Annotated in this window: 21 protein-coding genes and 8 pseudogenes; 14 read left to right on the forward strand and 15 right to left on the reverse strand. The window is 67.8% G+C overall.

The features are described from left to right. Positions 1-25 precede the first annotated feature (25 nt). A complete protein-coding gene (locus tag ABZY44_RS26210; RefSeq protein WP_356657882.1) occupies positions 26-757 on the forward strand; it encodes a transposase in 732 nt (243 codons plus the stop codon). Positions 758-818: 61 nt separating this feature from the next. Here the strand turns inward: ABZY44_RS26210 and ABZY44_RS26215 are convergent, their stop codons facing one another. From ABZY44_RS26215 to ABZY44_RS26235, 5 genes and pseudogenes are all read right to left on the reverse strand, one after another. Continuing rightward, on the reverse strand, positions 819-1,247 hold the full coding sequence (locus ABZY44_RS26215; RefSeq protein WP_356657884.1) for a VOC family protein: 429 nt from the start codon (positions 1,245-1,247) through the stop codon (positions 819-821). 394 nt (positions 1,248-1,641) lie between these two features. Beyond that, positions 1,642-2,157, reverse strand: coding sequence for a DinB family protein (locus ABZY44_RS26220; RefSeq protein WP_356657886.1), 516 nt, complete (start codon positions 2,155-2,157; stop codon positions 1,642-1,644). Positions 2,158-2,347: 190 nt separating this feature from the next. Next, positions 2,348-3,115 carry a hypothetical protein gene (locus ABZY44_RS26225; protein ID WP_356657888.1) on the reverse strand — a complete coding sequence of 256 codons (768 nt, stop codon included), beginning with the start codon at positions 3,113-3,115 and terminating at the stop codon, positions 2,348-2,350. Between the two features lie 46 nt (positions 3,116-3,161). Next, complete coding sequence (locus tag ABZY44_RS26230; RefSeq protein WP_356657890.1) at positions 3,162-4,379, reverse strand: hypothetical protein; 1,218 nt, start codon at positions 4,377-4,379, stop codon at positions 3,162-3,164. Between the two features lie 164 nt (positions 4,380-4,543). Continuing rightward, a pseudogene (locus ABZY44_RS26235) lies at positions 4,544-4,718 on the reverse strand (deoxyxylulose-5-phosphate synthase); the annotation flags it as partial. A gap of 746 nt (positions 4,719-5,464) precedes the next feature. Here ABZY44_RS26235 and ABZY44_RS26240 point away from each other — a divergent pair. The 5 genes and pseudogenes from ABZY44_RS26240 to ABZY44_RS26260 all read left to right on the forward strand — a co-directional run. Continuing rightward, a pseudogene (locus tag ABZY44_RS26240) lies at positions 5,465-5,639 on the forward strand (deoxyxylulose-5-phosphate synthase); the annotation flags it as partial. Positions 5,640-5,803: 164 nt separating this feature from the next. Further along, positions 5,804-7,021, forward strand: coding sequence for a hypothetical protein (locus ABZY44_RS26245; protein ID WP_356657890.1), 1,218 nt, complete (start codon positions 5,804-5,806; stop codon positions 7,019-7,021). A 46-nt stretch (positions 7,022-7,067) separates the two neighbouring features. Then, a complete protein-coding gene (locus ABZY44_RS26250) occupies positions 7,068-7,835 on the forward strand; it encodes a hypothetical protein (protein ID WP_356657888.1) in 768 nt (255 codons plus the stop codon). A gap of 190 nt (positions 7,836-8,025) precedes the next feature. After that, the gene (locus ABZY44_RS26255; protein WP_356657886.1) at positions 8,026-8,541 is read left to right on the forward strand and encodes a DinB family protein; all 516 of its coding nucleotides are present in this window, start codon (positions 8,026-8,028) and stop codon (positions 8,539-8,541) included. A 394-nt stretch (positions 8,542-8,935) separates the two neighbouring features. Then, positions 8,936-9,364 carry a VOC family protein gene (locus ABZY44_RS26260; RefSeq protein ID WP_356657884.1) on the forward strand — a complete coding sequence of 143 codons (429 nt, stop codon included), beginning with the start codon at positions 8,936-8,938 and terminating at the stop codon, positions 9,362-9,364. A 61-nt stretch (positions 9,365-9,425) separates the two neighbouring features. Here ABZY44_RS26260 and ABZY44_RS26265 read toward each other — a convergent pair whose 3' ends face one another. Then, positions 9,426-10,157 carry a transposase gene (locus ABZY44_RS26265; RefSeq protein WP_356657882.1) on the reverse strand — a complete coding sequence of 244 codons (732 nt, stop codon included), beginning with the start codon at positions 10,155-10,157 and terminating at the stop codon, positions 9,426-9,428. A 222-nt stretch (positions 10,158-10,379) separates the two neighbouring features. Here ABZY44_RS26265 and ABZY44_RS26270 point away from each other — a divergent pair, with 222 nt between their 5' ends. After that, positions 10,380-11,837 carry an NF041680 family putative transposase gene (locus tag ABZY44_RS26270; RefSeq protein ID WP_356657880.1) on the forward strand — a complete coding sequence of 486 codons (1,458 nt, stop codon included), beginning with the start codon at positions 10,380-10,382 and terminating at the stop codon, positions 11,835-11,837. A 25-nt stretch (positions 11,838-11,862) separates the two neighbouring features. Here ABZY44_RS26270 and ABZY44_RS26275 read toward each other — a convergent pair. From ABZY44_RS26275 to ABZY44_RS26290, 4 genes and pseudogenes are all read right to left on the reverse strand, one after another. Beyond that, positions 11,863-12,549: pseudogene (locus tag ABZY44_RS26275) on the reverse strand (ISAzo13 family transposase); the annotation flags it as partial. 17 nt (positions 12,550-12,566) lie between these two features. Beyond that, on the reverse strand, positions 12,567-13,916 hold the full coding sequence (locus tag ABZY44_RS26280) for an IS4 family transposase (protein WP_356657892.1): 1,350 nt from the start codon (positions 13,914-13,916) through the stop codon (positions 12,567-12,569). 69 nt (positions 13,917-13,985) lie between these two features. Further along, positions 13,986-14,936, reverse strand: a pseudogene (locus tag ABZY44_RS26285) (ISAzo13 family transposase); the annotation flags it as partial. A 75-nt stretch (positions 14,937-15,011) separates the two neighbouring features. Next, a pseudogene (locus tag ABZY44_RS26290) lies at positions 15,012-15,315 on the reverse strand (IS982 family transposase); the annotation flags it as partial. 284 nt (positions 15,316-15,599) lie between these two features. Here ABZY44_RS26290 and ABZY44_RS26295 point away from each other — a divergent pair. Next, positions 15,600-15,845, forward strand: a complete 246-nt coding sequence (locus ABZY44_RS26295; protein ID WP_356657876.1) for a hypothetical protein — start codon at positions 15,600-15,602, stop codon at positions 15,843-15,845. A 22-nt stretch (positions 15,846-15,867) separates the two neighbouring features. On the opposite strand, the gene ABZY44_RS26300 is transcribed toward ABZY44_RS26295, so the two are convergent. Further along, positions 15,868-16,728 carry an SDR family NAD(P)-dependent oxidoreductase gene (locus tag ABZY44_RS26300; protein ID WP_356657874.1) on the reverse strand — a complete coding sequence of 287 codons (861 nt, stop codon included), beginning with the start codon at positions 16,726-16,728 and terminating at the stop codon, positions 15,868-15,870. A gap of 118 nt (positions 16,729-16,846) precedes the next feature. Between ABZY44_RS26300 and ABZY44_RS26305 the strand changes: the two genes are divergently transcribed. Continuing rightward, a complete protein-coding gene (locus ABZY44_RS26305; RefSeq protein ID WP_356657872.1) occupies positions 16,847-17,512 on the forward strand; it encodes a TetR/AcrR family transcriptional regulator in 666 nt (221 codons plus the stop codon). Positions 17,513-18,447: 935 nt separating this feature from the next. Here the strand turns inward: ABZY44_RS26305 and ABZY44_RS26310 are convergent. The 3 genes from ABZY44_RS26310 to ABZY44_RS26320 all read right to left on the reverse strand — a co-directional run bounded on the left by ABZY44_RS26310 (position 18,448) and on the right by ABZY44_RS26320 (position 20,655). Next, the gene (locus ABZY44_RS26310; RefSeq protein WP_356657870.1) at positions 18,448-18,927 is read right to left on the reverse strand and encodes a hypothetical protein; all 480 of its coding nucleotides are present in this window, start codon (positions 18,925-18,927) and stop codon (positions 18,448-18,450) included. An 88-nt stretch (positions 18,928-19,015) separates the two neighbouring features. After that, entirely contained in the window at positions 19,016-19,378 is a 363-nt protein-coding gene (locus ABZY44_RS26315) for a transposase (RefSeq protein WP_356657868.1), read from the reverse strand. Further along, on the reverse strand, positions 19,375-20,655 hold the full coding sequence (locus tag ABZY44_RS26320) for an ISL3 family transposase (RefSeq protein ID WP_356657866.1): 1,281 nt from the start codon (positions 20,653-20,655) through the stop codon (positions 19,375-19,377). The genes ABZY44_RS26315 and ABZY44_RS26320 overlap by 4 nt, the downstream gene beginning before the upstream one ends. Positions 20,656-20,755: 100 nt before the next feature. Here ABZY44_RS26320 and ABZY44_RS26325 point away from each other — a divergent pair. Further along, a pseudogene (locus ABZY44_RS26325) lies at positions 20,756-21,288 on the forward strand (transposase); the annotation flags it as partial. Here the strand turns inward: ABZY44_RS26325 and ABZY44_RS26330 are convergent. Then, entirely contained in the window at positions 21,285-21,707 is a 423-nt protein-coding gene (locus tag ABZY44_RS26330; protein ID WP_356657864.1) for a hypothetical protein, read from the reverse strand. The pseudogene ABZY44_RS26325 and the gene ABZY44_RS26330 sit on opposite strands and share 4 nt — an antisense overlap. 1,009 nt (positions 21,708-22,716) lie before the next feature. Here ABZY44_RS26330 and ABZY44_RS26335 point away from each other — a divergent pair. From ABZY44_RS26335 to ABZY44_RS26350, 4 genes and pseudogenes are all read left to right on the forward strand, one after another. Beyond that, a pseudogene (locus ABZY44_RS26335) lies at positions 22,717-23,307 on the forward strand (transposase); the annotation flags it as partial. A gap of 278 nt (positions 23,308-23,585) precedes the next feature. Continuing rightward, a complete protein-coding gene (locus tag ABZY44_RS26340) occupies positions 23,586-24,377 on the forward strand; it encodes an alpha/beta hydrolase (protein ID WP_356657862.1) in 792 nt (263 codons plus the stop codon). Positions 24,378-24,737: 360 nt separating this feature from the next. Continuing rightward, entirely contained in the window at positions 24,738-25,568 is an 831-nt protein-coding gene (locus ABZY44_RS26345; protein ID WP_356657860.1) for an alpha/beta hydrolase, read from the forward strand. A gap of 331 nt (positions 25,569-25,899) precedes the next feature. Then, positions 25,900-26,262: pseudogene (locus tag ABZY44_RS26350) on the forward strand (transposase); the annotation flags it as partial. Positions 26,263-26,468 lie beyond the last annotated feature (206 nt).

Raw genomic sequence — 26,468 nt, forward strand, 5'->3', positions numbered from 1 at the left:
GATCACGGCCTCCGAGCCGTTCTAATTGGCCCCGTTTACCGGGTTGAGCCCGCGCGCCTTCGGCAAGTTGGTGACCGCGCTGCGTCGCGAGGGTGCCGGCGCCCCGGGCCGGGGCCGGCCGTGGAAGCTGTCGTTGGAGGACCGGGTGCTGCTGGTCGCCGCGTACTGGCGGACGAACCTGACGATGAGGCAACTGGCCCCGCTATTCGGGGTGTCGAAGTCGGCCGCGGACCGGGTGATCGACGACTTCAGCCCGAGGCTTGCGCTGCATCCCCGCCAGCGGTTCGCCAAGGACGCGGTGCTGATCGTGGACGGCACCCTGATGCCCACCCGGGACCACAAGGTTGCCGAGCAGTCGAAGAACTATCGCTATTCCACCAACCATCAGGTGGTCATCGACGCCGACACCCGCCTGGTCGTGGTGGTCGGTCGGCCGCTGCCGGGCAATCGCAACGACTGCCGGGCCTGGGCGGAGTCCGGCGCGAAGACCGCCGTCGGCAACACGATGACCATCGCCGATGGCGGCTACCCGGGTACCGGGCTCGTGATGCCGCACCGCCGCCGCAAGGAAGAGGATCTACCCGACTGGAAACAGGCCCACAACAAGTCCCACAAGCAGGTCCGCGCCCGCGTCGAGCACGTCTTTGCCCGGATGAAGACCTGGAAGATCCTCCGCGACTGCCGCCTGAAGGGCGATGGCGTTCACACCGCCATGCTCGGCATCGCCCGGCTGCACAACCTCGCCCTCACGGGGTAACTCCCGCCCTGTACCGGACCAGAGAGGTCCAATGGAGGCGGCTTGACGGCTCGGAGGATGCTCAGTCGATACAGAACTCGTTGCCCTCGATGTCCTGCATCGGGATGCATGAATCATTGCCGTCATACAGCGTTTGTACGTATACCGCCCCGAGCGGGACCAGTCGTGCGCACTCGGCCTCAAGCGCGGCGAGGCGCTCTTCGCCTACGAGTCCGGTGCCGACCCGCACGTCGAGATGCACCCGGTTCTTGGCAGCCTTCCCTTCGGGGACGCGCTGAAAGTACAGTCGCGGGCCCACGCCTGAAGGGTCGATGCAGGCAAACCATGCGTCCCGCTGCTCGGGCGGCTGCGCGCGCTTGAAGTCGTCCCAAGTGGCAAACCGCTCCGGTGGCGGCGGCACGACGTACCCCAACACCTCGCACCAGAAGCGAGCGAGGCGCTCAGGTTCTGCGCAGTCGAAGGTGACTTGGAAGTGCTTGATCGATGACATCGGCGCACCCTACCAAGGGGGCTCTGCAGCCCGATACCCCAGGTGGATCCCATGCCGTCGAGACTTTGACCCCAACCCCGCCGAACCCTGGTCCGGATCGGACACCAGGTGATCAAACCGAGCACTCCACGAGAACGACGCAACCCTGGCGCGTAGCCGCATGCCGAAGATCAGTTACGTGACAGCCCGTAGTGTCCTGCGCCTGGGATCCGTCGCCGGATCCTTCGTTACTGAGGTCTGATGCGTGATGTCGCTGGGTCGACGTCTTGAACTGCGAAGACGAGGGTTCGCCGCGCGGCATCGTGCGCAGATCACCAGTAACGGGCTCTCCCGCATTGGTCGTGAGGCGTGTTGGCCTTGCTCCTGAGGGAAGGGCCCGCTTCGCGGAGCTGCGCTAGTAGTAGCCCTTCGTGCCGTCGAGTAGCTCCCGGACGATGTCCGCGTGCCCCGCGTGTCGCCCCGTCTCCTCGACGAGGTGGATCAGGATCCAGCGGAGGTTGGCGCTGCCGTCGCGGAAGTCGGGGTGGCGGCCGGCGTCGTCCAGGTCGGCCGCGGCAACGATCTCGTTGCTGCGGGCGCACTGGGCCTCGTACTCCGCGAGGAGCTCTGCGAGGGGGCTGCCGTCGGTGTGCCAGTCGGCGTTCTTGCGTGACTCGTCGAATGCGGGGTTCTGCTTCTTGTCGCCGCCGAGGAACAGCACTTCCAGCCATATGTGCTCGGTCCAGCGCATGTGGGAGATGAGACCGGCCATCGTCATGGCCGGTGAGGTCGGGATGACCGGGCGGCGCGCGTCCTCGTCGCTCAGCCCTTTGCATTTCCAGCGCAGGATCTGCCGCTGCAGGTCCAGCCAGCCGATGAGCGCGGTGCGTTCGTCCGCTTGGCGCGGGGGGCGTTCCAGTTCCGATGACATGCCGGCGCACGCTACCAGGGCGGTCGCGAGGGGGCACCTGGATGACGGGCTCTTCCGCGATTTTCGATCTTGGTCACGGTTGGGGGCATCGGGGTGTTACTGGTGATCTTCGCATGATGCCGCGGGTCGGGCCCTCGTCTTCGCAGTTCAAGGCGCCGACCCAGCGACATCACGCATCAAACCTCAGTAGTTACTGGAAGATGACGAACGGGTGGATGTCCAGGGCGCCGTCCTCGGCGTTCCAGCCCCTGACCTTCCCCAGGCAGCTGCCGGAGAACTCGCCGGCGGGAGTGTGCCGGCGCAGGCCCGCGTTGGCGCAGGCCAGACGGACGTGGGCCGAGGGGACGGCGGAACCGACGCCGGCGTAGGAGGCGATGAAGACGGTGGTGCCGCTCGGGTCCTCGGAGGTCCGGGCGGCCAGCCGGAATCTTCCCTTGACCAGCACGTAGTCCTCGACGTGGCTCAGCAGGGTGCTCTTGGGCAGCGGATCGGACTGGCCGAGATCGCTCAGCAGTTTGACGAGCGCCGGGTTCTTGCGGAGCGTGCCGGTCTTGAGGTTGGCGTGGACGATGCCGTTCCCTTTCTCGATGGCGTCGACGAGGATTCCGATCACCTCGATGGGGGTGTGGGTCTGGACGTAGTTGGTGATCAGCTGTTCCCCCCGGGTCTTCTCGAAGCCCAGCGTGCCGTCCGGGCTGGCGCCGCTGACCGTGTAGCCGCCGTTGGTCTGGTGCTCGACCGCCTGGACGAGGGCCGCGGAGTGACGGCCCATCTGATAGCTGTCGGTGATGGCGGAATCGTCCAGGTAGACGCAGATGCCCTGGGTGAGGTCCAGTCCCGTGATCCGCTGCGCGCGCAGTTCCAGGAAGCAGTACACGATGAGGAAGATCAGGCTCGCGACAGCGGCCGCCCAGATGGACAGGAAGCACCACCACTCGCCGAACCAGAGCTTGGACATGGCCGTCGCTTCCTTGTCGCGGGGGCGGTCAGGGTCGCGCGGGCGGTCAGGAGAGGATGCGCTTGCAGCCGGCGACTGCCTGGAGGATGGTCTCCAGGGCCTTGGGCGAGGGCAGGAGGGCGCGGGTCCGGTTGACCGTGGCGGGTGCGGGCAGGTTCCGGCTCCCCAGGAAGGTCCGGAGCTGGTCCTGGCCATGGGCGTCCAGGCCGGTGTGGAAGCCGAGCTCGGTTGCCCGTTTGCGCAACTCGGGGTCGGTGTCGATGAGGACGGCCAGTTCGTCGGCCCGGGGTTTCAGCGAGATGATGCGCGGCTCGGTCACGAACGCGCTGTCCGGGTAGAGCAGGACGCGGGTGGTGTCGGGTTTGCCCTTCGCCGACTTGTGGTGGAGTTGGTAGGCGAGGTACTGGTGCTCGTAGACCACCGGGGTGGGCGCGGAGTCCTCACCGTTGACGAAGGAGTCGAAGCGGTCGCTGGCCGGGCGTCCCTGGGCCTCCAGCAGTGGTTTGACGGCCCTGCCCACATCGTCGGCAGATGCCTCGTCCACTGTGCGGCTGCCGTGGTAGGAGAAGGCGACCTGGCTGACGTAGGTCTCCGCGGAGTTCGAGTCGCAGTACGGCGAGGTGTAGGCGGCGACGACGTTGTTGTTGATCCGGCCCGGATTGAGCCCGAGATTGCTCCAGGTCGTGTCGCTGCGGGCGAGGTCCAGGAACTTGGCCAGGTCGAGGTCGTAGTACAGGGTGTCGGCGGAGGCGGTGCCCTGGGGTGTCGCCGCTCCCCTGCCGACCAGGGCCTCGGCGTAGGCCCGGTAGGTCGCGATGACGAGTGGGCTGGTGAACGGCAGCTTGATCATGGCGTGCTCGTGCGCCGCTTCCCGGCGTTCTTTGATGGTGTCGGCCGCCGCCTGCCCGGAGGGGAAGACGAAGTCGTACTGGCTGAGGTCACCCTCCGCGACCTGACGCGACCCGGCGACGTCCACGGTGACCTTGATCCGGTGGCGCATCAGGATCCGCCGCACCTCCGGATCCGTGAAGAGGTCGGCCTTGGAGGCCACGCGCCCCTTCAGCTCGACCACGGGCACCCCCGGGACCGGGAGGTTGCCGGTGAGGGCGAGTATCCCGGTGGCGAGCACGAGCACGGCGAAGGGGAAAGCAGCGACTCGCCGGAATCGCCGACGGGCCAGGAAGAACGGGCGTCTGCCCGCGATCCCGAGCGAGGGCTCTTCGAACACATCGGCAGGGTCCACAATTGACAGAGTGTCAGACACGTTACGAGGGTGCGAGACTGTCGGCGGGTGTTCACCAACCAGTTGTGGGTTCGTTACTTCCGCCAGGAGGGCGGGCCGCGCCAGTTGTGACTGAAGCGCTTCAGTCGACCGGTGGCCGGTTGAGTTCGCGGGCTGAACGTCCGGCGGTCAGGGCGGGCCTGTCGCACATCACGCCGAACGAGCGCCTTGGCGACCGGCTCATCGCTACGCCGTGCGTATGTCATCCGCTCGCGCACGACGCGCAACGTTCGGGCCGGTATCCAGAGCCGCCGCCCCGCAGCAGCTCTTGTGGAAGCCCACACCGGCGTTCAGCAGCACTGTGAGAGTCCGCCAGTAGGCCCCCACCGGGCAGACTGGATAGACCGGACAGCGAACGTCGCGAGCGCGGAGGTGACGGTTCGGGAGAGAAGTCCTGCCCGCGGTCGATCCGTATCAGCGCGGGCAAACCGCCGATCGGCCCGTACGGGCCGTCGCCGTCACGGGACAGTGCGATCCGCGCGGTATGCGTGGCCTGGTGGTGAAGGTTCGGGTGGCCGGGGAGTTCGGTGACGCCGAAAAGGACGATCCGCGCGAACTGCGTCTACCGTGTACTCCCCCGCGCCCCTGGTCTGTTGCCGGTAGGGCACGGACTGCGGCTTCCGGCCCTGCTGCCCGGGAGCCGCGGCGGGAGGCGTGGCCGTGGAGCGGGAGCGGGCCGCGCGCATGTCCCGGATCCGGGACATGCGCGCGGCCCGCTCCCGCTCCACGGCCACGCCTCCCGCCGCGGCTCCCGGGCAGCAGGGCCGGAAGCCGCAGTCCGTGCCCTACCGGCAACAGACCAGGGGCGCGGGGGAGTACACGGTAGACGCAGTTCGCGCGGATCGTCCTTTTCGGCGTCACCGAACTCCCCGGCCACCCGAACCTTCACCACCAGGCCACGCATACCGCGCGGATCGCACTGTCCCGTGACGGCGACGGCCCGTACGGGCCGATCGGCGGTTTGCCCGCGCTGATACGGATCGACCGCGGGCAGGACTTCTCTCCCGAACCGTCACCTCCGCGCTCGCGACGTTCGCTGTCCGGTCTATCCAGTCTGCCCGGTGGGGGCCTACTGGCGGACTCTCACAGTGCTGCTGAACGCCGGTGTGGGCTTCCACAAGAGCTGCTGCGGGGCGGCGGCTCTGGATACCGGCCCGAACGTTGCGCGTCGTGCGCGAGCGGATGACATACGCACGGCGTAGCGATGAGCCGGTCGCCAAGGCGCTCGTTCGGCGTGATGTGCGACAGGCCCGCCCTGACCGCCGGACGTTCAGCCCGCGAACTCAACCGGCCACCGGTCGACTGAAGCGCTTCAGTCACAACTGGCGCGGCCCGCCCTCCTGGCGGAAGTAACGAACCCACAACTGGTTGGTGAACACCCGCCGACAGTCTCGCACCCTCGTAACGTGTCTGACACTCTGTCAATTGTGGACCCTGCCGATGTGTTCGAAGAGCCCTCGCTCGGGATCGCGGGCAGACGCCCGTTCTTCCTGGCCCGTCGGCGATTCCGGCGAGTCGCTGCTTTCCCCTTCGCCGTGCTCGTGCTCGCCACCGGGATACTCGCCCTCACCGGCAACCTCCCGGTCCCGGGGGTGCCCGTGGTCGAGCTGAAGGGGCGCGTGGCCTCCAAGGCCGACCTCTTCACGGATCCGGAGGTGCGGCGGATCCTGATGCGCCACCGGATCAAGGTCACCGTGGACGTCGCCGGGTCGCGTCAGGTCGCGGAGGGTGACCTCAGCCAGTACGACTTCGTCTTCCCCTCCGGGCAGGCGGCGGCCGACACCATCAAAGAACGCCGGGAAGCGGCGCACGAGCACGCCATGATCAAGCTGCCGTTCACCAGCCCACTCGTCATCGCGACCTACCGGGCCTACGCCGAGGCCCTGGTCGGCAGGGGAGCGGCGACACCCCAGGGCACCGCCTCCGCCGACACCCTGTACTACGACCTCGACCTGGCCAAGTTCCTGGACCTCGCCCGCAGCGACACGACCTGGAGCAATCTCGGGCTCAATCCGGGCCGGATCAACAACAACGTCGTCGCCGCCTACACCTCGCCGTACTGCGACTCGAACTCCGCGGAGACCTACGTCAGCCAGGTCGCCTTCTCCTACCACGGCAGCCGCACAGTGGACGAGGCATCTGCCGACGATGTGGGCAGGGCCGTCAAACCACTGCTGGAGGCCCAGGGACGCCCGGCCAGCGACCGCTTCGACTCCTTCGTCAACGGTGAGGACTCCGCGCCCACCCCGGTGGTCTACGAGCACCAGTACCTCGCCTACCAACTCCACCACAAGTCGGCGAAGGGCAAACCCGACACCACCCGCGTCCTGCTCTACCCGGACAGCGCGTTCGTGACCGAGCCGCGCATCATCTCGCTGAAACCCCGGGCCGACGAACTGGCCGTCCTCATCGACACCGACCCCGAGTTGCGCAAACGGGCAACCGAGCTCGGCTTCCACACCGGCCTGGACGCCCATGGCCAGGACCAGCTCCGGACCTTCCTGGGGAGCCGGAACCTGCCCGCACCCGCCACGGTCAACCGGACCCGCGCCCTCCTGCCCTCGCCCAAGGCCCTGGAGACCATCCTCCAGGCAGTCGCCGGCTGCAAGCGCATCCTCTCCTGACCGCCCGCGCGACCCTGACCGCCCCCGCGACAAGGAAGCGACGGCCATGTCCAAGCTCTGGTTCGGCGAGTGGTGGTGCTTCCTGTCCATCTGGGCGGCCGCTGTCGCGAGCCTGATCTTCCTCATCGTGTACTGCTTCCTGGAACTGCGCGCGCAGCGGATCACGGGACTGGACCTCACCCAGGGCATCTGCGTCTACCTGGACGATTCCGCCATCACCGACAGCTATCAGATGGGCCGTCACTCCGCGGCCCTCGTCCAGGCGGTCGAGCACCAGACCAACGGCGGCTACACGGTCAGCGGCGCCAGCCCGGACGGCACGCTGGGCTTCGAGAAGACCCGGGGGGAACAGCTGATCACCAACTACGTCCAGACCCACACCCCCATCGAGGTGATCGGAATCCTCGTCGACGCCATCGAGAAAGGGAACGGCATCGTCCACGCCAACCTCAAGACCGGCACGCTCCGCAAGAACCCGGCGCTCGTCAAACTGCTGAGCGATCTCGGCCAGTCCGATCCGCTGCCCAAGAGCACCCTGCTGAGCCACGTCGAGGACTACGTGCTGGTCAAGGGAAGATTCCGGCTGGCCGCCCGGACCTCCGAGGACCCGAGCGGCACCACCGTCTTCATCGCCTCCTACGCCGGCGTCGGTTCCGCCGTCCCCTCGGCCCACGTCCGTCTGGCCTGCGCCAACGCGGGCCTGCGCCGGCACACTCCCGCCGGCGAGTTCTCCGGCAGCTGCCTGGGGAAGGTCAGGGGCTGGAACGCCGAGGACGGCGCCCTGGACATCCACCCGTTCGTCATCTTCCAGTAACTACTGAGGTTTGATGCGTGATGTCGCTGGGTCGGCGCCTTGAACTGCGAAGACGAGGGCCCGACCCGCGGCATCATGCGAAGATCACCAGTAACACCCCGATGCCCCCAACCGTGACCAAGATCGAAAATCGCGGAAGAGCCCGTCATCCAGGTGCCCCCTCGCGACCGCCCTGGTAGCGTGCGCCGGCATGTCATCGGAACTGGAACGCCCCCCGCGCCAAGCGGACGAACGCACCGCGCTCATCGGCTGGCTGGACCTGCAGCGGCAGATCCTGCGCTGGAAATGCAAAGGGCTGAGCGACGAGGACGCGCGCCGCCCGGTCATCCCGACCTCACCGGCCATGACGATGGCCGGTCTCATCTCCCACATGCGCTGGACCGAGCACATATGGCTGGAAGTGCTGTTCCTCGGCGGCGACAAGAAGCAGAACCCCGCATTCGACGAGTCACGCAAGAACGCCGACTGGCACACCGACGGCAGCCCCCTCGCAGAGCTCCTCGCGGAGTACGAGGCCCAGTGCGCCCGCAGCAACGAGATCGTTGCCGCGGCCGACCTGGACGACGCCGGCCGCCACCCCGACTTCCGCGACGGCAGCGCCAACCTCCGCTGGATCCTGATCCACCTCGTCGAGGAGACGGGGCGACACGCGGGGCACGCGGACATCGTCCGGGAGCTACTCGACGGCACGAAGGGCTACTACTAGCGCAGCTCCGCGAAGCGGGCCCTTCCCTCAGGAGCAAGGCCAACACGCCTCACGACCAATGCGGGAGAGCCCGTTACTGGTGATCTGCGCACGATGCCGCGCGGCGAACCCTCGTCTTCGCAGTTCAAGACGTCGACCCAGCGACATCACGCATCAGACCTCAGTAACGAAGGATCCGGCGACGGATCCCAGGCGCAGGACACTACGGGCTGTCACGTAACTGATCTTCGGCATGCGGCTACGCGCCAGGGTTGCGTCGTTCTCGTGGAGTGCTCGGTTTGATCACCTGGTGTCCGATCCGGACCAGGGTTCGGCGGGGTTGGGGTCAAAGTCTCGACGGCATGGGATCCACCTGGGGTATCGGGCTGCAGAGCCCCCTTGGTAGGGTGCGCCGATGTCATCGATCAAGCACTTCCAAGTCACCTTCGACTGCGCAGAACCTGAGCGCCTCGCTCGCTTCTGGTGCGAGGTGTTGGGGTACGTCGTGCCGCCGCCACCGGAGCGGTTTGCCACTTGGGACGACTTCAAGCGCGCGCAGCCGCCCGAGCAGCGGGACGCATGGTTTGCCTGCATCGACCCTTCAGGCGTGGGCCCGCGACTGTACTTTCAGCGCGTCCCCGAAGGGAAGGCTGCCAAGAACCGGGTGCATCTCGACGTGCGGGTCGGCACCGGACTCGTAGGCGAAGAGCGCCTCGCCGCGCTTGAGGCCGAGTGCGCACGACTGGTCCCGCTCGGGGCGGTATACGTACAAACGCTGTATGACGGCAATGATTCATGCATCCCGATGCAGGACATCGAGGGCAACGAGTTCTGTATCGACTGAGCATCCTCCGAGCCGTCAAGCCGCCTCCATTGGACCTCTCTGGTCCGGTACAGGGCGGGAGTTACCCCGTGAGGGCGAGGTTGTGCAGCCGGGCGATGCCGAGCATGGCGGTGTGAACGCCATCGCCCTTCAGGCGGCAGTCGCGGAGGATCTTCCAGGTCTTCATCCGGGCAAAGACGTGCTCGACGCGGGCGCGGACCTGCTTGTGGGACTTGTTGTGGGCCTGTTTCCAGTCGGGTAGATCCTCTTCCTTGCGGCGGCGGTGCGGCATCACGAGCCCGGTACCCGGGTAGCCGCCATCGGCGATGGTCATCGTGTTGCCGACGGCGGTCTTCGCGCCGGACTCCGCCCAGGCCCGGCAGTCGTTGCGATTGCCCGGCAGCGGCCGACCGACCACCACGACCAGGCGGGTGTCGGCGTCGATGACCACCTGATGGTTGGTGGAATAGCGATAGTTCTTCGACTGCTCGGCAACCTTGTGGTCCCGGGTGGGCATCAGGGTGCCGTCCACGATCAGCACCGCGTCCTTGGCGAACCGCTGGCGGGGATGCAGCGCAAGCCTCGGGCTGAAGTCGTCGATCACCCGGTCCGCGGCCGACTTCGACACCCCGAATAGCGGGGCCAGTTGCCTCATCGTCAGGTTCGTCCGCCAGTACGCGGCGACCAGCAGCACCCGGTCCTCCAACGACAGCTTCCACGGCCGGCCCCGGCCCGGGGCGCCGGCACCCTCGCGACGCAGCGCGGTCACCAACTTGCCGAAGGCGCGCGGGCTCAACCCGGTAAACGGGGCCAATTAGAACGGCTCGGAGGCCGTGATCACACCTGACACGGGCAAGATCATCGCAGAGCAAGATCACTTACGGGACAGCCCTTAGCTTGATCTTTAACCTTTGACGTCGAACGGTGCGTCGAACTCGATCACTCGGTTCGGTAACCGCCGTACACGGAAGCGGCCTTCGTCTGGATCATGTGCTCCGACCAAGGAACACACACGTCCAGCGCGAAGGCCGTGAGGATGAGTCTGCTGCATTGTGATGCCCGGCGAGAGCCGTTGGCGGAACTGTCACGCTTCCGGGATGACTTCTACTCCTGCCTGACCGCTCGTTCGGACGGGCTGTTCGAGCTGGCTGATGCTGTTCTGTGCGGCGACGGGCCGGTGAGATCGCTGGCCGAACTGTCGCTGGTGGGCGAACACCGCCGCGGCCACGGCGGGCTCTACGCCGCTGTGGCTCACGGACGGATCGACATCGCCCGGCTGCGGCAGGCACTGGCGGCGGTGCCGCTGCCGCGGGCTGCCGACGGCCGACTGGTCCTGGCCGTCGACGTCACGTGCTGGCTGCGGCCCGACGCCCACACCTCACCCGAGCGAATCCTGTGCCACACCTACGGCCGGGGCAAGGACCAGCACATTCCCGTCCCCGGCTGGCCCTACTCGATCATCTGCGCGCTCGAGCCCGGCCGCAGCTCATGGACCGCACCCCTGGACGTGCTCCGCCTGGCACCCGGGGACGACACGGCGACGGTCACCGCCCGGCAGCTGCGCGAACTGGTCGGGCGATTGATCACGGCGGGGCAGTGGCGAGCGGGAGACCCGGAGATTCTGATCGTCGCGGATGCCGGATACGACGCGCCCCGCCTTGCCCACCTGCTACGGGATATGCCGGTCCAGATCCTGGCACGGATGCGTTCGGACCGAGTCCTGCGCCGGGCTGTCCCGGCCCGGCAGCCCCACACGAGGGGCCGCCCGCCGCGGCACGGCGGCGAGTTCGTCTTCGGCCAGGCCGACACCTGGGGCACCCCGGACACCGAAACCGTCACCAACACGCGCCTCTACGGCACCGCCACCGCCCGCTCCTGGAACCGCCTGCACCCCAAACTCACCCACCGCTCCTCCTGGGCCGCGGCAGACGGCACCCTTCCCATCGTCGAGGGAACCGTGATCCGTCTGGACATCGACCGCCTGCCCAGCGGAGCGACTCCGAAGCCGGTCTGGCTGTGGTGGTCCGGAACGGACGCCGGCCCTGCCGATGCCGACCGTCTGTGGCAGGCCTACCTGCGACGCTTCGACATCGAGCACACGTTCCGCCTGTTCAAGCAGACCCTGGGCTGGACCTGCCCGAAGATCCGCACTCCTCAGGCCGCCGACCGGTGGACCTGGCTGATCCTCGCCGCCTACACCCAACTCCGCCTCGCCCGCCCGCTGGCTGCCGACCTCCGCCGGCCGTGGGAGAAACCCGCACCGGCCGAACGCCTCACACCCGCCCGCGTCCGACGCGACTTCCGGCACATCCGCCCGAAAGCTGCCTGCCCAGCCGAAGCACCGAAACCGAGCCGCCCAGGCCCTGGACGGCCACCAGGCCGAAAGAACACCCGGCCAACACCCCGCCACGACGTCCACACAGTCGGCAAAACAGACACCGCAAAGCCCAGAACGAAGAAGTCCACGACTCCTCGCCCACGCCGCACAGGTTAAAGATCAAGTTAGGGCTTGCAGATGATTAACACGTTGTCTTGATCTTGTTTTCTGGGTCGCCGCTTTGGGCGAGGACTCGAGCCTGGAGGGGCACAAGGGCAGCGGGTGGGGTGGTCGCCGGTGGGATGACGATGCCGTGCGCTTCGAGTAGTTTCCTGGTCTTCAGGAGGGTGCGGTGCATGGCTGTGCGGCTGCTGCCGAAGAGTACGGCGAGAGGTTCTGCGGCCAGGGCGACTCGCAGGTGGAGCACGGTGGCCAGGACCTGTTCGGGGAAGGCGAGCCGGGGCGGGCGGCCGCGCTGGCCATCACCGTCCGGGCCCAAACTCTGTGTGAGGTCCTTCAGCTGCTGCCGGGTCATGCCGGTCAGCTCGGGGGCGTTCAGCAGTGCCTGGTCCCACTCCGGCGCCGGTGTCTGTGGGGCCCGGGCCGCCGGGATGGCGGGGTTGGACTGGGGGTGGAGGACGTAGTTCCAGTCGCCGTGGAAGCCATGGCGGGTCAGCGGCAGAGCCGCCATCTCCGCGTCACGGATCTGCACTCCGGTCGGGTAGGCGCTGGTGTCGAGTTCGGCGTGCACGCGCAGTCCGGTGCGGGTGGCGGTCGCGGCGATCGACTGGACGATGACTTCGTGGCTGGTCAGCGGGCGGCCTCGCCAGTTCATGGTGATGTGCGAGAAAAGCCGGTGCTCGATCTTGTTCCACTTCGATGTGCCCGGCCAATGCCGTTGCTTGACTACTGAACTATTGCCGTATGCAGCGTGATGGTCTTGGCCGCGACGCGGCGGGCCGGGGTTCGCGGTCGGTCCTTCGGCCGGTAGGAGTACAGCGAGTTGGGCCGCTTGAGGTAGCGGTCCGCCTCTCGGAGACGGCGGGTGCCGTTGTCGAGCTTGCGGCGGACCTTCGCCGCGAGCGAGGCCAGGAACGCCCGGATCTTCATCGGGGTGTCGGTGCGCTGGCGGACCACGCTGCGGCGGGTGTGCTTGAGTACCTTGACGAACGAGATGCGGTCCGGGTCGATGCCGTGGCCGTCGGCGAGCCGCATGATGATCCGGGTCAGGCAGTGGTGGACGACCAGGTGCGCCCACACCTCCTGGCGCACCAGTTGCGGGTCGGCCGACCGCAGGACCTCCTGGCGGCCGCGCTGGAAGGTCTTGACCTGCCGGTATGAGGACTCTGCCTCCCACCTCTCCTGATACAACGCCGCCAATTCCCTTGCCGGGTAGGTGTCGTGGTCGAAGAGGTCGGTCAGCAGCCGGATCACTTCGCCCCCGTCGACGCGGTACTCGATCACACGGACCAGCACACCGCCCGGGTGAGCCCCTTTCTGTCCCGCCAGGTTCATACGTGCCAGATAGGTGCCGTCGGGCAGGTACCGGACCGGGCGGCGTGCGACACATGAGCGGGCTCGCAGCAGAAGGTGCGCGCCGGCACTGGTGTACGCCTTCCACAGCTCCACCCCGGGGAACCCGCGGTCCATGAGTACGAGCATCCCGGCGGCCGAGGACGCCATGGCCACGGCCGGGTCACGTTCGCCGCTGTTGTAGCCGCCCACTCGCGCGTCGATGGAGGCGTGGGTGCCGGTCTCGGTCAGCGTCACGACCCTCACCTGCGGAAATCCGCCCGGCTTCCCGCTGGAGTCTTTCGGCCCGCCGAAGGCGCGCCGGTTCGCATCGTTGTCCGGCGCGTCGAGCAGGAACCCGTCGACCGCCGCGATTCGCATCCCTCGGTAGAAGGACCCCGCCAGCCCTGGCGGGGCAAGCGGACCGGCCAGGCGGTGGAAGAGCCGCTCCAGCGGCTCCGGCCCCAGACGCTCCCGGGCCCGGGTGAACGACGCCTTGTGCGGGATGCACCCGCTCAACTCCGGGATCCCGCCGACCACATGCTCGGCCACATCGTCGTAGGAGTCCTGGTGGAAGAGCGCCAGCGCGAGCGTGAAATAGACCATGAACCCCGCCGGCAACGCTCCCGGCCGACGGTCCCGCTTACGACACTCCGCCAACACCTCGTCCACCAGCCCGGCCGTCACCCACTGCGTGATCACACCCAGCCGCACTCGCTCGGATACCCCAGTCCATGGATGCACACCCGGCCCAACGACCCAGCGCTCGGCCTGTCACCCACACACTCGATGAACGTTCAAGCAACGGCATTGTGTGCCCGGCGGCAGATGGCAGACGGTGATGGTCAGGCCCGTTTCAGCTGCGAGGCGGGCGAGTTCGAGCTTCCAGGCCCGGGTGCGGTAGCCGTTGGAGCCGCCCGCGTCGGCGTTGATCAGCAGCCGCGTCGCCTGCGGGTAGGCGGCCTGGCCCTGGCCGTGCCACCATCGGCGGATCGATTCCACCGCGAACGCGGCGGTGTCGTGATCGGTGCCGACGTTGACCCAGCCGGTGTTCGCCGCCAGGTCGTAGACCCCGTACGGGATCGCCTTCCCCAACTGGGGGTTGGCGAAGTCATGCATGTTCACCGGCACCGGATCCCCGACCGGGCGCCACTGACGGCCGTTGTTCTTGAACTCGCCGACGAGCTCCTTCTTTTTGGTGTCCACGCTGATGACAGGCTGGCCGGCGTCCCGGTGCTCGCGGGCTTGCTCGTTGAGGTAGCGGAACTGTGCGTCCCGGTCCACGTGCTGGCTGCCCTCAAGCGTCTTGGCATTGGCCTGCAGGCTGAAGCCCTCCTCCCGCAGCAGGTCAGCGACGGTGTCGGCACTGACCCGGTGCCCGGCCCGAGTTAGTTCCCTCGCGAGCGCGCGGGTCGACTTCACCGTCCACCGCAGCGGCGACATCGGATCGCCCCGCACATCCGGCTCGACCAGTGCCAGCAGCGCGGGCCGCAGCCCGGCGTCAAGATCCGCGACCCGCCGGCGGCCCCCGCCAGGGCGCCGCACCCGCCCCAACGGGGCCTCGCCAGCCTCCAACTCGAACACGCCCTTGCGTACCGTCGTCTCACTCACCGCGGCCGCCCGCGCAACAGCCCGAACTCCGCCATGACCCAGGACACGAGCCTCGGCAGCCATCAATAGTCGCCGCTGCCGCTCGTCCAGGTGCGGGAACAACACTGCGAACTTCACAGCCAGGTGGTCACGAGTCTCGTCCGGGATGCGCATACCACACCAACGAGCTCCAGAACGGGAAGCAACACCTTGATTCCCCGCAAGCCCTTAGATGATTGATTCCAAGGGTTAGTGGTCGTAGGCGGTCAGTGAGCGGATGACGGGTCCGCCGCTCTTGTGGTTGTGCCAGATCGCGGCGGTCCGGCGAGGAGTCGCTGCAGGACGCGGACGGTGACTCCGGCGGGGGTGCGGCCGCCGTGTCGTTCGAGGTCGAGCTGACCTCTCAACGTCTGTATGACCGACTCGATCACCTTTCGCAGCGGTTTGAACAGCTCGGCTCCGGCCCGCTCGGGTTCACCCTTGCGGGCCGGCCGCAGCAGCCGAACTCCAAACCGGCCAGATCGCGCTCGAAGTCGCGGCCGTAGTAGTTCTGAGCCCGGCTGGCGTCCACCAGGACGACTGCTCCAGCGACAAGGAGGCCGCGGCCGTTCTCGGTATCGACGCCACCCTGGTCTGTGCGTACGCCACCACCGGCTACCTCCCCGCAGGCACCGAGCGCCACGGCCGAACGTGGTGGACGCGCCGGAGCATCGACACTCGCCGCGACTCCGCAGTCCACGGTCCGTGAGGTCGCCTCATGGATCCACGACCCACCCCGAGCACCTGCGGGACGAAGATGCCGACAAGCTGCACGGCCTCCGGGCCCGTGATCCCGGGATGGACCGGCTCACCGGTCACATCAGGAAGTTCGCCGCGATGATGACCGGACTTCACGGCGACCGCCTCGAGGACTGGATCGCCGATGCCGAACAGGAGGACCTCGCTCCGCTCGCTGGTTTCGCCCGCAACCTCCGCGGCGACTCCGAAGCTGTCCGCAACGGCCTATCTCTACCGCATAGTTCCGGCGTGGTCGAGGGCAAAACATGCCGGAGTCTTTCAACGCGTTCAGGGTGTCCATGGTGATTCGGTCGTGTTGGCTGGAGCATTAGGGGTTGGGCGCGGGTATCGGCTGTTCGGCGGCCCGGCTGACGGGTTCCCAGGCCGCCCATGCGGCCATCCGCTGGTGCGCCAGATCGAACGCGAGGTCGTAGGCCGTGCCACCGAGCAGCAGGCGCCGCGGAGGGTCGTCGCTGTCGACCAGGGTGAGCAGGGCCCGGGCGGCGAGCTTCGGGTCGCTGTCGACCGACCCCTGCGCGAACTGCTTCTCCAGCTCCTCCCGCAGCGAGGCGTAGGGACCCAGGGCGCTCGTGTTGCGCATCGCCGTGTAGAGGTCGGTCCAGTAGCCCCCGGGGTGGACGATGCTCACCTTCACTCCAAAGCCGGCCGCCTCCAGGGCCAGCGCCTCGCTCATGCCCTCCAGCGCGAACTTGCTCGCGCTGTAGAGCCCGGTGCTCGGAAACCCGCCCAGGGCGGCGATGCTGGAGATCTGCACGATGTGTCCGGAGCCCTGATGCCGGAGCGTGGGCAACACGGCCTGGCTCACCCACAGTGCGCCGAAGAAATTGACGTCCAGCTGGGCTCTGGCCTCGGCTTCGGTGAACTCCTCGACCATGCCCATCGCCAGCATCCCGGCGTTGTTGACGACGATGTCGAGCCGCCCGAAATGGCCGACCGCCTCCGCGACAGCCGCGCGCACCGCCTCCCTGTCGGTGACGTCGACACCGAGGGGGAGTACGCGCCCAGGAGGGTGTGAGGCGGCCAGCTCCTCCAGTGGCCCCATGGTGCGCGCGGCGGCTGCGACGTGGTCGCCCGCGGCGAGCGCAGCCTCGGCGAAAGCACGCCCGAGCCCTCGCCCCGCGCCCGTAATGAACCAGACGCGATGGCCCGGTGTGGATGACGCACGCATGGTGTCTCCCTCTCTCGACTAGACGAGACGTTGCGTCTCGTTGATTTTCAGCATGAGGGCGGATGAGGCAATTGTCAAGACGGACCGTCTCGTTTCGTCCGCCTGCTAGGTTGGGGCCATGACCAAGCAGTCGAAGAGCCTCCCCGATGCCGGCCGCCGCAACGAAGCCTCCCGCAAGGCCATCCTGACGGCCGCCTTCGACCTGGTCGGTGAGGTCGGTTTCGCCAAGCTGAGCATCGAGGCCATCGCCGCGCGTGCGGGCGTGGGCAAGCAGACGATCTACCGCTGGTGGCCGTCCAAGGGCACCGTGCTCTTCGATGCGTTCCTCATGCTCAGCGAGGACCACGCGAGCGGCGACCCCGCGCTGCCCGACACCGGCGACATCGAGGCCGACCTCAAAACCGTCCTGCGGGCCACCGTCGACGAACTCAACGACGCCCGCTACGACGAGCCGCTACGGGCCCTCAACACCGAGATCGTGCACGACCCGGAACTTGCGGCGGCGTACGCCGAGCGTCTACACGAACCCATGCGGCGGATCAAGCGCGACCGGCTTCGCCGCGCCCAGGAGGCCGGTCAACTCGACGCCGACACCGATCTGGACCTCGCGGTCGAACTGCTCTGGAGCCCGCTGCTCAACCGCTGGTTGCAGCGCACGGGGCCGTTGACCGCGGAGTACGCCGACCGAGTCGTCGAGGCCGCGCTCCACGGGCTGCGGCCCCGCACCGAGGCGGCGTCGCACACCCGCACCGGCCAGGCCGCCGGGAAACCCTCGCGCGGATAGCCGGCTACTCAGGCAGCGGCTGCGTGGCTGCGCGCCTGGCTGACCGCCTGGCCCGTCAATCCGTCCCGGCCGGTGGCCCCGTCACGGAAGCTTAAACGCCCTCCAGTGCCCCCGCGCCCCGCCCCCCCCCGTTACCGTCTTCGTGGCTCCGCAATGGGGCTACCGGCCTTCGGGTCCGGCATGACTTCCCCCTTGTTGCGGTTGATGATCCGGGGGGTGGTGTCACCGGGCCCGGAGGCATCGACGGACCGCTAATGAGGGGCTTGAGCACCGGCTTCACCCTGGCCGGAAGAGTTCTCCGTAACGGGGGTGTGGCAGCTCGATGCCGAGGCAAGTGCTTGGTAGCGGGCGCGGTGTCACACGCTCCACGGCTCCAGGACACTCCACGTGCCCTCGACCGCCTCGAAGACCAACTCCGAGCCTTCGAAGACCTCCTGCCCACTCCCCGGACGAAGGCCGCCAAACGCTCAGCGCACAGTCGACCTGCATCAGCCCATCGAACCGGGTGAACTGCGGGGGATCGTAGAGCACCCCCGCAGGAGAGCCCTGGCTCTCGTCGATCCGAAATCGCTTCACGTCGACCAGGTCCAGGCACACCGGCTCCCAACGCAGGGCCTCGTCCACCACCCGAACGTCGATCACAAGTCTGACGGCCCGCCCCCGTGGTTTCCGTCCGAACTCCTGGTCAAGGATCACCCGGCGGACACAGGAATCACCGAACTCGTAGCGTGCCGGCAGTGCCGCGATCCCGTGATCGGTCAACGCGTACGGCCCAAGTCTTCGAGACGGTACCGGTGCTCTGAGATCCACTCTGCTCCCTTGTCGAGGTGCCCATAGGAGGAGGAACACCCGCAGCCCCCAGCGAGGCGGGTACCTGGGGAATTCGGGCTCTGTCGGGGATCTTGTGATGCTCCGTTAGAGGCAGGGGCAGTGGGTCACTTTGCTACCTGTCCTGTCGGCGTAACCGGCTCAAGGCGCAGAAGCTCTTCGGCGGAACAGCCAGAGTCAAGGTCCTCTACCAGACACAGATTGAGTCCGTGCTCGTCTCGCCGAACCTGAACTGACAGAAGACAGGAGTCCTTCGGGTCGTCGATGCGCACAGAGATGGCGTCGCCGCTGGTGAACGTGTCATCGGCGAACATGAAACCCGAGTCGTCCGGCGAGCTGAAGAAGCTCCAGCGTCCGGTTGCCGTGTCCGGGCACGATGTGCCTCCCAACATCGCGCTGTTCAGGCTTTCCCCCGTCATACCGCGGTCCGCCCGCAATCGAAGCCGAGCGCCGCCCGGACTACTCCACTCGCCCGTCAGCGCCGACTGATCAATGCGAGCCGCGTCTCCACCTGCATCAGCGCAAGCAACGCAGGCCCACGCCAACGCGGCGACCAGAGCCGACCACCGTCTCGCTGAAGTGCTCATCCACATCCCACCTCCACACCTGACTGAACGCGTTCAGAATAGACGGCAGGTTCAGGCGATCTCACAGCGGGAGGTCGCTGTCGCAAGGTCAGGGGCCCAGCAGTACACGTTGGCGTAGGAGGTCGAGGTTGGCTCGGCCGTAGGCCATGCGCTTGATGAGCTTGACGCGGGTGACGTGGCCCTCAACCTGCCCGGAGCTCCATGAGGTGGAGAGTCCTGCGGTGACGGCGTCGAAGTCTCGTCTTAGGCCGCTGACCAGGGAATGTAAGGCCGGGAGGTCGTCGGCAAGGACACGGTCCATCCAGTTGGGGAGTTGGTCTCCGCGGAGGTGGTGGAGCATTTCAGCGAAGTCGTGGACGTGCCGTGCGGCAGCGTCGAGGTGAGGACAGGCCGTGCGGATCTCCTTCAGTTCCGCGGCGTCGGCGGCCGCGAGGTGCTGGGGGTTGGTCATGATCCAGCGGACGACGCGTCGAGGTTTCGGGGCCGACCTGGGCCGCGGCCGGGACACCGGCTGCTGCTTCCGTCCTGGTTGGCGGAGAGGTCTGAGACGCGGAAGTAGCGGCGGAGGCACTGGACGCTCCCGGTGAATCCGCGGTCGACCAGTTCCCGGTGGAGCTGGGGAATGTCGTGACAGCCCTCCAGCCAGCGGGCGTGGAGGTAGGGCTTGTGCTCATCCAGGAGAGACAGCCTGCCGGTGGCTTTGACCAGGAGTTCATCGAGGCTGTCGGCTCGGACGAAGCGGCGGACGGTGGAGTGGTCCAGCCGCAGTGTCCGGCCGATCGCCGCCAGCGACTTTCCCTCGGCCAGCAGAGTCTGGACCGCCGCGTATCTCTCTGTCGTGCGGGCCACCAGGCGCCGGGGTTGGCCGCTGACGTCGAGCGTGCTGTCCGGCGGGACGAACGGCACGGCCATCGGTCTGGACGGCTCCGGCGTGACCAGGTCCCTCGCGGTCGCCTCCGCCATTACCGCGGTCTCCGCGAACGCGGCCTGGATGCACCCGTGGTGGGATCCGACCGTTCTCTCCACCGCATCCGCGACGTTCCGCCACAGATGCCAGGCATCGGCGACCTGCATCGCCTGCGGGGCGCCGGTTCGGGCTCCCTCCGCGTAGGCGCCGGCCCGATCCCGGCAAATCACCTCCACCTCCGGGTGTCGACGAAGCCACACGGCCAGCGGCTCGGCCTCCCGGCCGGGCAGGACATCGACCGGGCGGCGGGCCTCCAGATCAACCAGGATCGTCGCGTAGGAGTCGCCCTTGCGCAGAGCGAAATCGTCCACTCCCAGGAACCTGACGGCGCCAACCGGTGGTTGCGGAACCGAGCGGAGCAGGTCCAGCAGGGCGTCCTTGGCGATACGGATCCCGAGGGCCGCGGCCAGGCGGGCGCCGGGACGGCCCGCCAGGCACAGAGCGATCGAGGCAAGCATCGACCGCAGCATCTGCGTCTGCCGGGCATGCGGCCTGGTCAGCCCCTCGATCTGCTCGGCGAACGGCACAGCCGGGCACCGGCTGCTCAGACACTTAAACCGGCGCACAGTCAGCTCGATGACTACGGGGCTGCCGGCCACGGGCGCGTCGCCGAGCCGGCGGACGTACCGGCCGTGCACCCGCCACGACGGCATGCCGCATCCCGGGCATCTCACCGGCGACGCCTGACACCCCGCGCGAAGCGTGATGACCCCTGCCGTTCGCTTGATCGACTCGATGACAACACCGGACAGATGCGGCAACAACCGCCCCAAAACCCCTGAACCGCACACCCGGAGACTGCCCAGCTCAGCCCGGCGACATCACAAGATCCCCGACAGAGCCGAACTACGCGACCGTCCACAGACGGTCACGGTTCCGGGGACCGAGGCGGCCGCGCTGATCGTCCCGAGCCTGGCCCCATCTCTGACCGCCGTCCTTGACCAGCGCAAACTCCTGGCCGGGCGGATCGAGGAGCTCCTGGAGGCTCACCCTCTTTCGAAGGTCCTGAGGTCGATGCGGGAGTCGGCGTCAGGACCGGAGCACGGATTCTGATCGAGGTCGGTGACTGCAGCACGTTCCCGACCGCCGGCCACCTCGCCGCCTACGCCGGTCTCGCGCCCGCGACCCGCAGTTCCGGGTCCTCGATCCGGGGCGAACAGCCCTCCCGCAGGGGAAACAAGCAGCTCAAGAGGGCCTTCTTCCTCTCCGCATTCGCGGCCTTGGGCGACCCGGCATCGCGGGCCTACTACGACAAGAAGATCGCCCAAGGGAAGCACCACACTCAGGCTCTGCTCTGTCTCGCCCGGCGCCGGGCCGACGTCCTCTTCGCCATGCTCCGCGACGGAACCTTTTACGAACCCCAGCCTGTTCGGGCCGTCGTCCCACAGATCTAGACCATGGTCAGGAGGTGGTCCGTGGGTCCGTAATCGATCTTCCATTCGGCATAGACCCCCACGGCGCCATCCCTCCGGCACCGCAGCCCAACCGTCACCCATCGGACCAGCCCGTCGTCGGCAAGCGAGAACGCGACTGCCACCTCGAACTCCCGGCTTCCGCACGGGCAGCCGGCCTCGCCAGGATCCGCGTCCTCCCAAAACTCCTCACTATCAGCAATGAACGCGTGGACGCCGCAACCAACACACATGCGCTCGGCTCCGCCCTCGACATCGTCAAAGAGCACGAGGAACACACGCCCGCCACAACCGCCACAGACGGAAGACACGATCATCACCGGACGGCTGTCGTCAGCGCTCCGGAGAAGCACCGCGAGATCCGCAGAAACACCCTCGCCAACCTGATCATCAGCATGCACAGGCACATCGTTCCAGACGCCCGAACCAGCCCTCCTCCACCTTGACCAAACATATAGGGGCACCCACCCCCGACGGACGGCGGGGAGCCCGGACCGGGGCTCCCCGCCGTCAGGCCGGGGTGGCCGCCGGGGCGCGGTGGGCAGCACCGTGGATCAGACCTCAGCCGGGGCCTCCTCCTCGGCCGGGGCCTTCTCCTGCGCCGGAGCGGCGGCAGGGGCCGCCGAGGGTGCCTGCTCCTTCGCTGCGGGCCGGGGCGCGGAGTACATGACCGAACCATGCTTGTTCTCCTTCTCGACGACGCCCTTCTTGGCGAGGCCTCCAGGGTGTTGCGGACCACCTGGACGGAGGCCGGGCGCTCGGGGTGGGCCTGCGCCGGTTCGGCGGCGACCTCACTGTCCATGCGGGGTTCCGCGGCCTCGACCAGCAGGGTCAGGACGAGTTCGCGCCGCGGGGGCTCCGTCACCTGGGGCGCCTGCGGTTCGGCGGACTTCTTCGCGGTGGTGGTCTTCGCGGTGGCGGCGGTCTTGTTCGCAGTCGCTTTGGCGGGGGGGTTTCTTGGTGGTGGCCTTCTTCACCGCCGTCGCCGCGGTATTGGTGGCCGTCCCCGCGGCCTTGCCCGGAGCCGCCGGAGAGGCCGTGGCCGGAGCCGCCGCCTTCCCCGAAGCGGTAGCCGCCGCCCTTCCTGATCTTGTTCGTGGCTGGTGTGATCACGGGGTCTGCGCCGTGCGGCCTGGCCGCGCGGTGCCTGACCCTCGGCATTAGGTTCGGTCACAGACACCGTCCCGGCGGCCACCGCGCGCAGCCAGGCGGCGACCTGGCGGGCTTCGTGGGTCAACAGAGAGGATCGGCAAAGGCAGGCCGCCGGACGGGCGGCGCGGCTAGCGGGCGGAGGGCCCTGCGTCACCCGTCCGGATGACGCAGGACCCTCGCGTACGCGTAGGCGACTTATGCGGTGGTGTGCCCCCAACTCGCCCCGCAATCAGAGCTATTAAGGCCGACCGCCAGTAGATCGCCCTGGAGGCGTACGACCGCATGATCGGCCTCGATCTCGGCGAGATCTCGGTCGACGGCTGCATCACCAAAGCTCCGTGCGGCGGGGAGAAGGCGGGACGCTCGCCCGTCGACCGGGGCAAACAGGGACTGAAACGCTCGGTCGCCTCCGACGCGTGCGGGGTCCCGCTGGGGATCGTGTCCGATGGTGCGAACCGTCATGACTCACCGCTGCTCGGCCCCACCCTGGCAGCGGTCAGGGAACAGGCCGGCACGATCCCGGAGGCGGTCAACGTCAACCTCGACCGCGGATACGACAGAACCAAGTCCCGTGTAATGGTAGCCGAGTTGGGATTCACGGCCGCGATCGCCCGCAGGGGAGTGCCCGCCCCGATCCAGGCCGTCAAGCGTTGGGTGATCGAGCGCACGCACTCCTGGATGAACGACTACGGCAAGCTGCGACGCTGCACCGAGCGAAGCGGCGAGGCCGTGGACTTCTATCTCTATCTCTACCTCGCCGCCGCTCTCGTCACGCTCCGCATGCTCATCCGGCGCTCGACGAGCCGATATCGCTGGGACGATCCGCCCACCGCCCGGCGCCTCAAGTGATCCTTTTTCCGGTCGGTCTAAGCGGCATTGCCCAACCCGGAACGTTCACAGCCCCGCTGGTGATGGTTGGGTGTTGAGGTTGGGCAGTTGTCGAGGAATGACTGGGCCCGGGTTGTTGGATTGGCTGGTCAGTGGAGTGAGCGTCCGCTGGGCTGGCGGGCGGCGTGGCGCCCCCTCCACGGCATTCATACAGATGTATTGAACAATCGTCATAGACGTATGTATGGTTGGTCTCGGTAAAGGCCCGTAATAACACGAACCGAGGGAGTACAACCGTCATGGCCGTCCAGCCCACCCGTGCCACCCTGACCGTCGCCGGCCGCGCCCTGTCCTATCTCGACTTCGGCGGCACTGGCCGCCCCCTCGTCACCCTGCACGGCCACCTCTCAGAGGGGGCGTCCTTCACTGCCCTGGCGGCAGCCCTCGGCCCGGAGTGGCGGGTGATAGCCCCGGACCAGCGCGGCCATGGCGACTCCGACCGTGCCCCCGAATACACGCGGGCCGGCTACGTCGCCGACCTCCTTGCCCTCGTCCACCACCTGGGCATCGACCGCGCGGTCTTCCTCGGTCACTCCCTCGGCGCATTCAACGCCTTCCACCTAGCCGCCGAACGCCCGGAACTGGTCGAAGCGTTGATAAACGTCGACGCAGCGGTCGACTTCCCCGACCACGGAACCAGACCCCTCGCCTTCGTCCTCAACTTCCCCTACACCGCAGCCACCCGCGAGGAACTGGCCGCCGCCTGTGGACCCCTCGCCACCGTCCTTGGCCCGTTGCTGCGCCCGTTGCCCGACGGCGCCGGCTGGCGACTGCCTTTCCACCCGCAGGACACCGTGGACTCCGAGAACCTCGTTCATGGCGACCACTGGAAACAGTGGCTCGCCACAGACTGTCCCGCACTCCTCATCCATGGACTGCGCAGCCAGGTCCTGCCCGCCGAACAGGCCGATGCCATGTGCTCCAGGCGCCCCGGCACGGTCTACCGCGCCCTGGACACCGACCACTTCGTCCAACAGGCCGACCCCGAGGGCTTGGCGATCGCGGTCCGGGAGTTCCTCGCGGGCATCTGAACCTGTGATGACCGGTCCGCCGCACCAGCCGCCGACGCTGCCGGACCGAGCGGAAGAACCTAACCCGGTGTTCTCGCTGTAGGCCCGCGCATTGTCGGTCGGTACCCGTTCGACGGTGACGCCCAGGGACGCGAACCCGGGTCCGTTGCGGGGGCGGGCCTCCCCTCAGGGCGAGAAACCCACTCCCTTTCGCCTGATCGAAGAGCGCCGTTGAGATGCCCGAACGGCTGGCCTCGATTTCCCGGCGCAGGAGAACAGGTATCCGCCTCGGCCATGACCTCGGAGGTAATGGCTCGCCCCTGTGGCACCGGGCAAGGATGGTGCCACGCCCCACAGCCACCCCACGGAAGGACCCGCGTCATGCCGTACTTCGAGTCCACGACCGATCGCACTCGCCTCCACTTCGTCGACTACGGTCCGGCGAACGGACCCGTCATCGTCTTCGTCAACAGCTCCTACCTCAGCACCGAGATGTGGGAGTACCAGATGCTGCCGCTCGCGGCCGAGGGGTTCCGGTGCGTGGGGTTCGACCGCAGGGGACACGGCAGGTCCGAGGACGTCTGGGGCGGCTTCGATCTCGACACGCTGGCCGGGGACCTGGGCTCTCTGCTCGACCACCTGAACCTGCTCGACGTCACGCTGGTCGGGCACTCATTCGGCACCGTCGAGGTCGTACGCCACCTGACCCTCGACGGTGGTGAGCGGGTGGCCCGGGCCGTTCTCGTCAGCGGGATGGCGCCCGGACCGGCCCGATCTTCGGATCACGCCGACGGACTGGATCCGCAGCTCATCCGCGCATTCAACGAGACCTTCCGGCAGGACCGCGCCAAGTTCTTCACCGACGGGGCGGACGCCTTCTTCGCCCGCCACCTCCCGGGCCCTGCGGTGTCGGACGCGTACGTGGCGCACATGGTGGCCCTCTGCCAGGGAGCGACGGCACGGGCCGGGACGGCCCTCAACGACCTCCTGCCCTCACTGAACCTCGTACCGGAGCTGGCGAAGATCGACCGACCGGTCCTCGTCGTGCACGGCTCCGCCGACGCCTCCGCCCCGCTCCACCTCACGGGACGTCGCGCGGCCGCCATGATTCCGGGAGCAACACTCCACGTGTACGAGAGCGCGGGCCACGGGCTGTTCGCGACCCATGCGGACCGTCTCAACGAAGACCTGCGCGCCTTCGCCCGTACCTGACAGTCGTAGAAGGTTCGTAGACCGTCTCGCTGTGATGTACGAACCGACGGCGCGTACGGCTTTCCGCTTGAAGCCCACTGGCCGACCGAGTCGGGGCGCCGCCAGTGAGGGCGCGACGGCTGCCCTGCGACCTGCAGCCAGCGGGAGAAGTCCCTTGCCTCGACGCGGCTGGCCCGGTCCCACGGCACCTCGACAGCCCAGAGGCCTGTTAACTGCACCATGTCCCAGTCGTGATCCAGGGTGGATCGTCTGGGTGCTTTCAGGAGTGTGGGTGTGGTGGAGGACGTGCGACGTGCCCTGGTGGAGGGGAAGTGCTCGGTTCCCGAGCTCGGCGCGATTCGTTGCCCTGCGGATCCGGGCCGCCGGCCGCGAGGTCCGCAAAGCCGTCGACGGGCCGGAACTGCCCGCGTGCTGGCTGCTGGCCGAATGGCCTGCCGATCAGGCCGAGCCGATCCAGTTCTGGTTCTCGAACCTGCCCGCGGAGACACCGCTGACCACACTCGTGCGCCTCGCGAAGCTCCGCTGGCGCATCGAGCACGACTACCGCGAGATGAAGCAGGCCCTGGGCCTGGCCCACTTCGAGGGCGGCACCTGGGCCGGCTGGCACCACCACGTCACCCTCGTCTCCGCCGCCCACGCCTTCTGCACCCTCCAGCGACTGGCCGGAGCCCCAAAAGCCACGGCGCCGGTCTGAGCCTCTACCGAATCGTCCGCGAACTGCAGAGTCTCCTCGCCGCCTGGGCCGGCGCCTGCCCCACCTGTCACCGCGACATACCCACCCTCGCACCGACCTGACCAAGCCCTACTAGGGCCTGTGTGATGTCGTGATCATTCGGGAGCCTTCAGCAGGTCGTCGATCCAGATCATTGCGGCGCGGAGGTGGAGGCCGGCGAGGTAGCT

This window comes from Streptomyces sp. NPDC006544, assembly GCF_040611715.1.
In the GTDB taxonomy this organism is placed as follows: domain Bacteria; phylum Actinomycetota; class Actinomycetes; order Streptomycetales; family Streptomycetaceae; genus Streptomyces.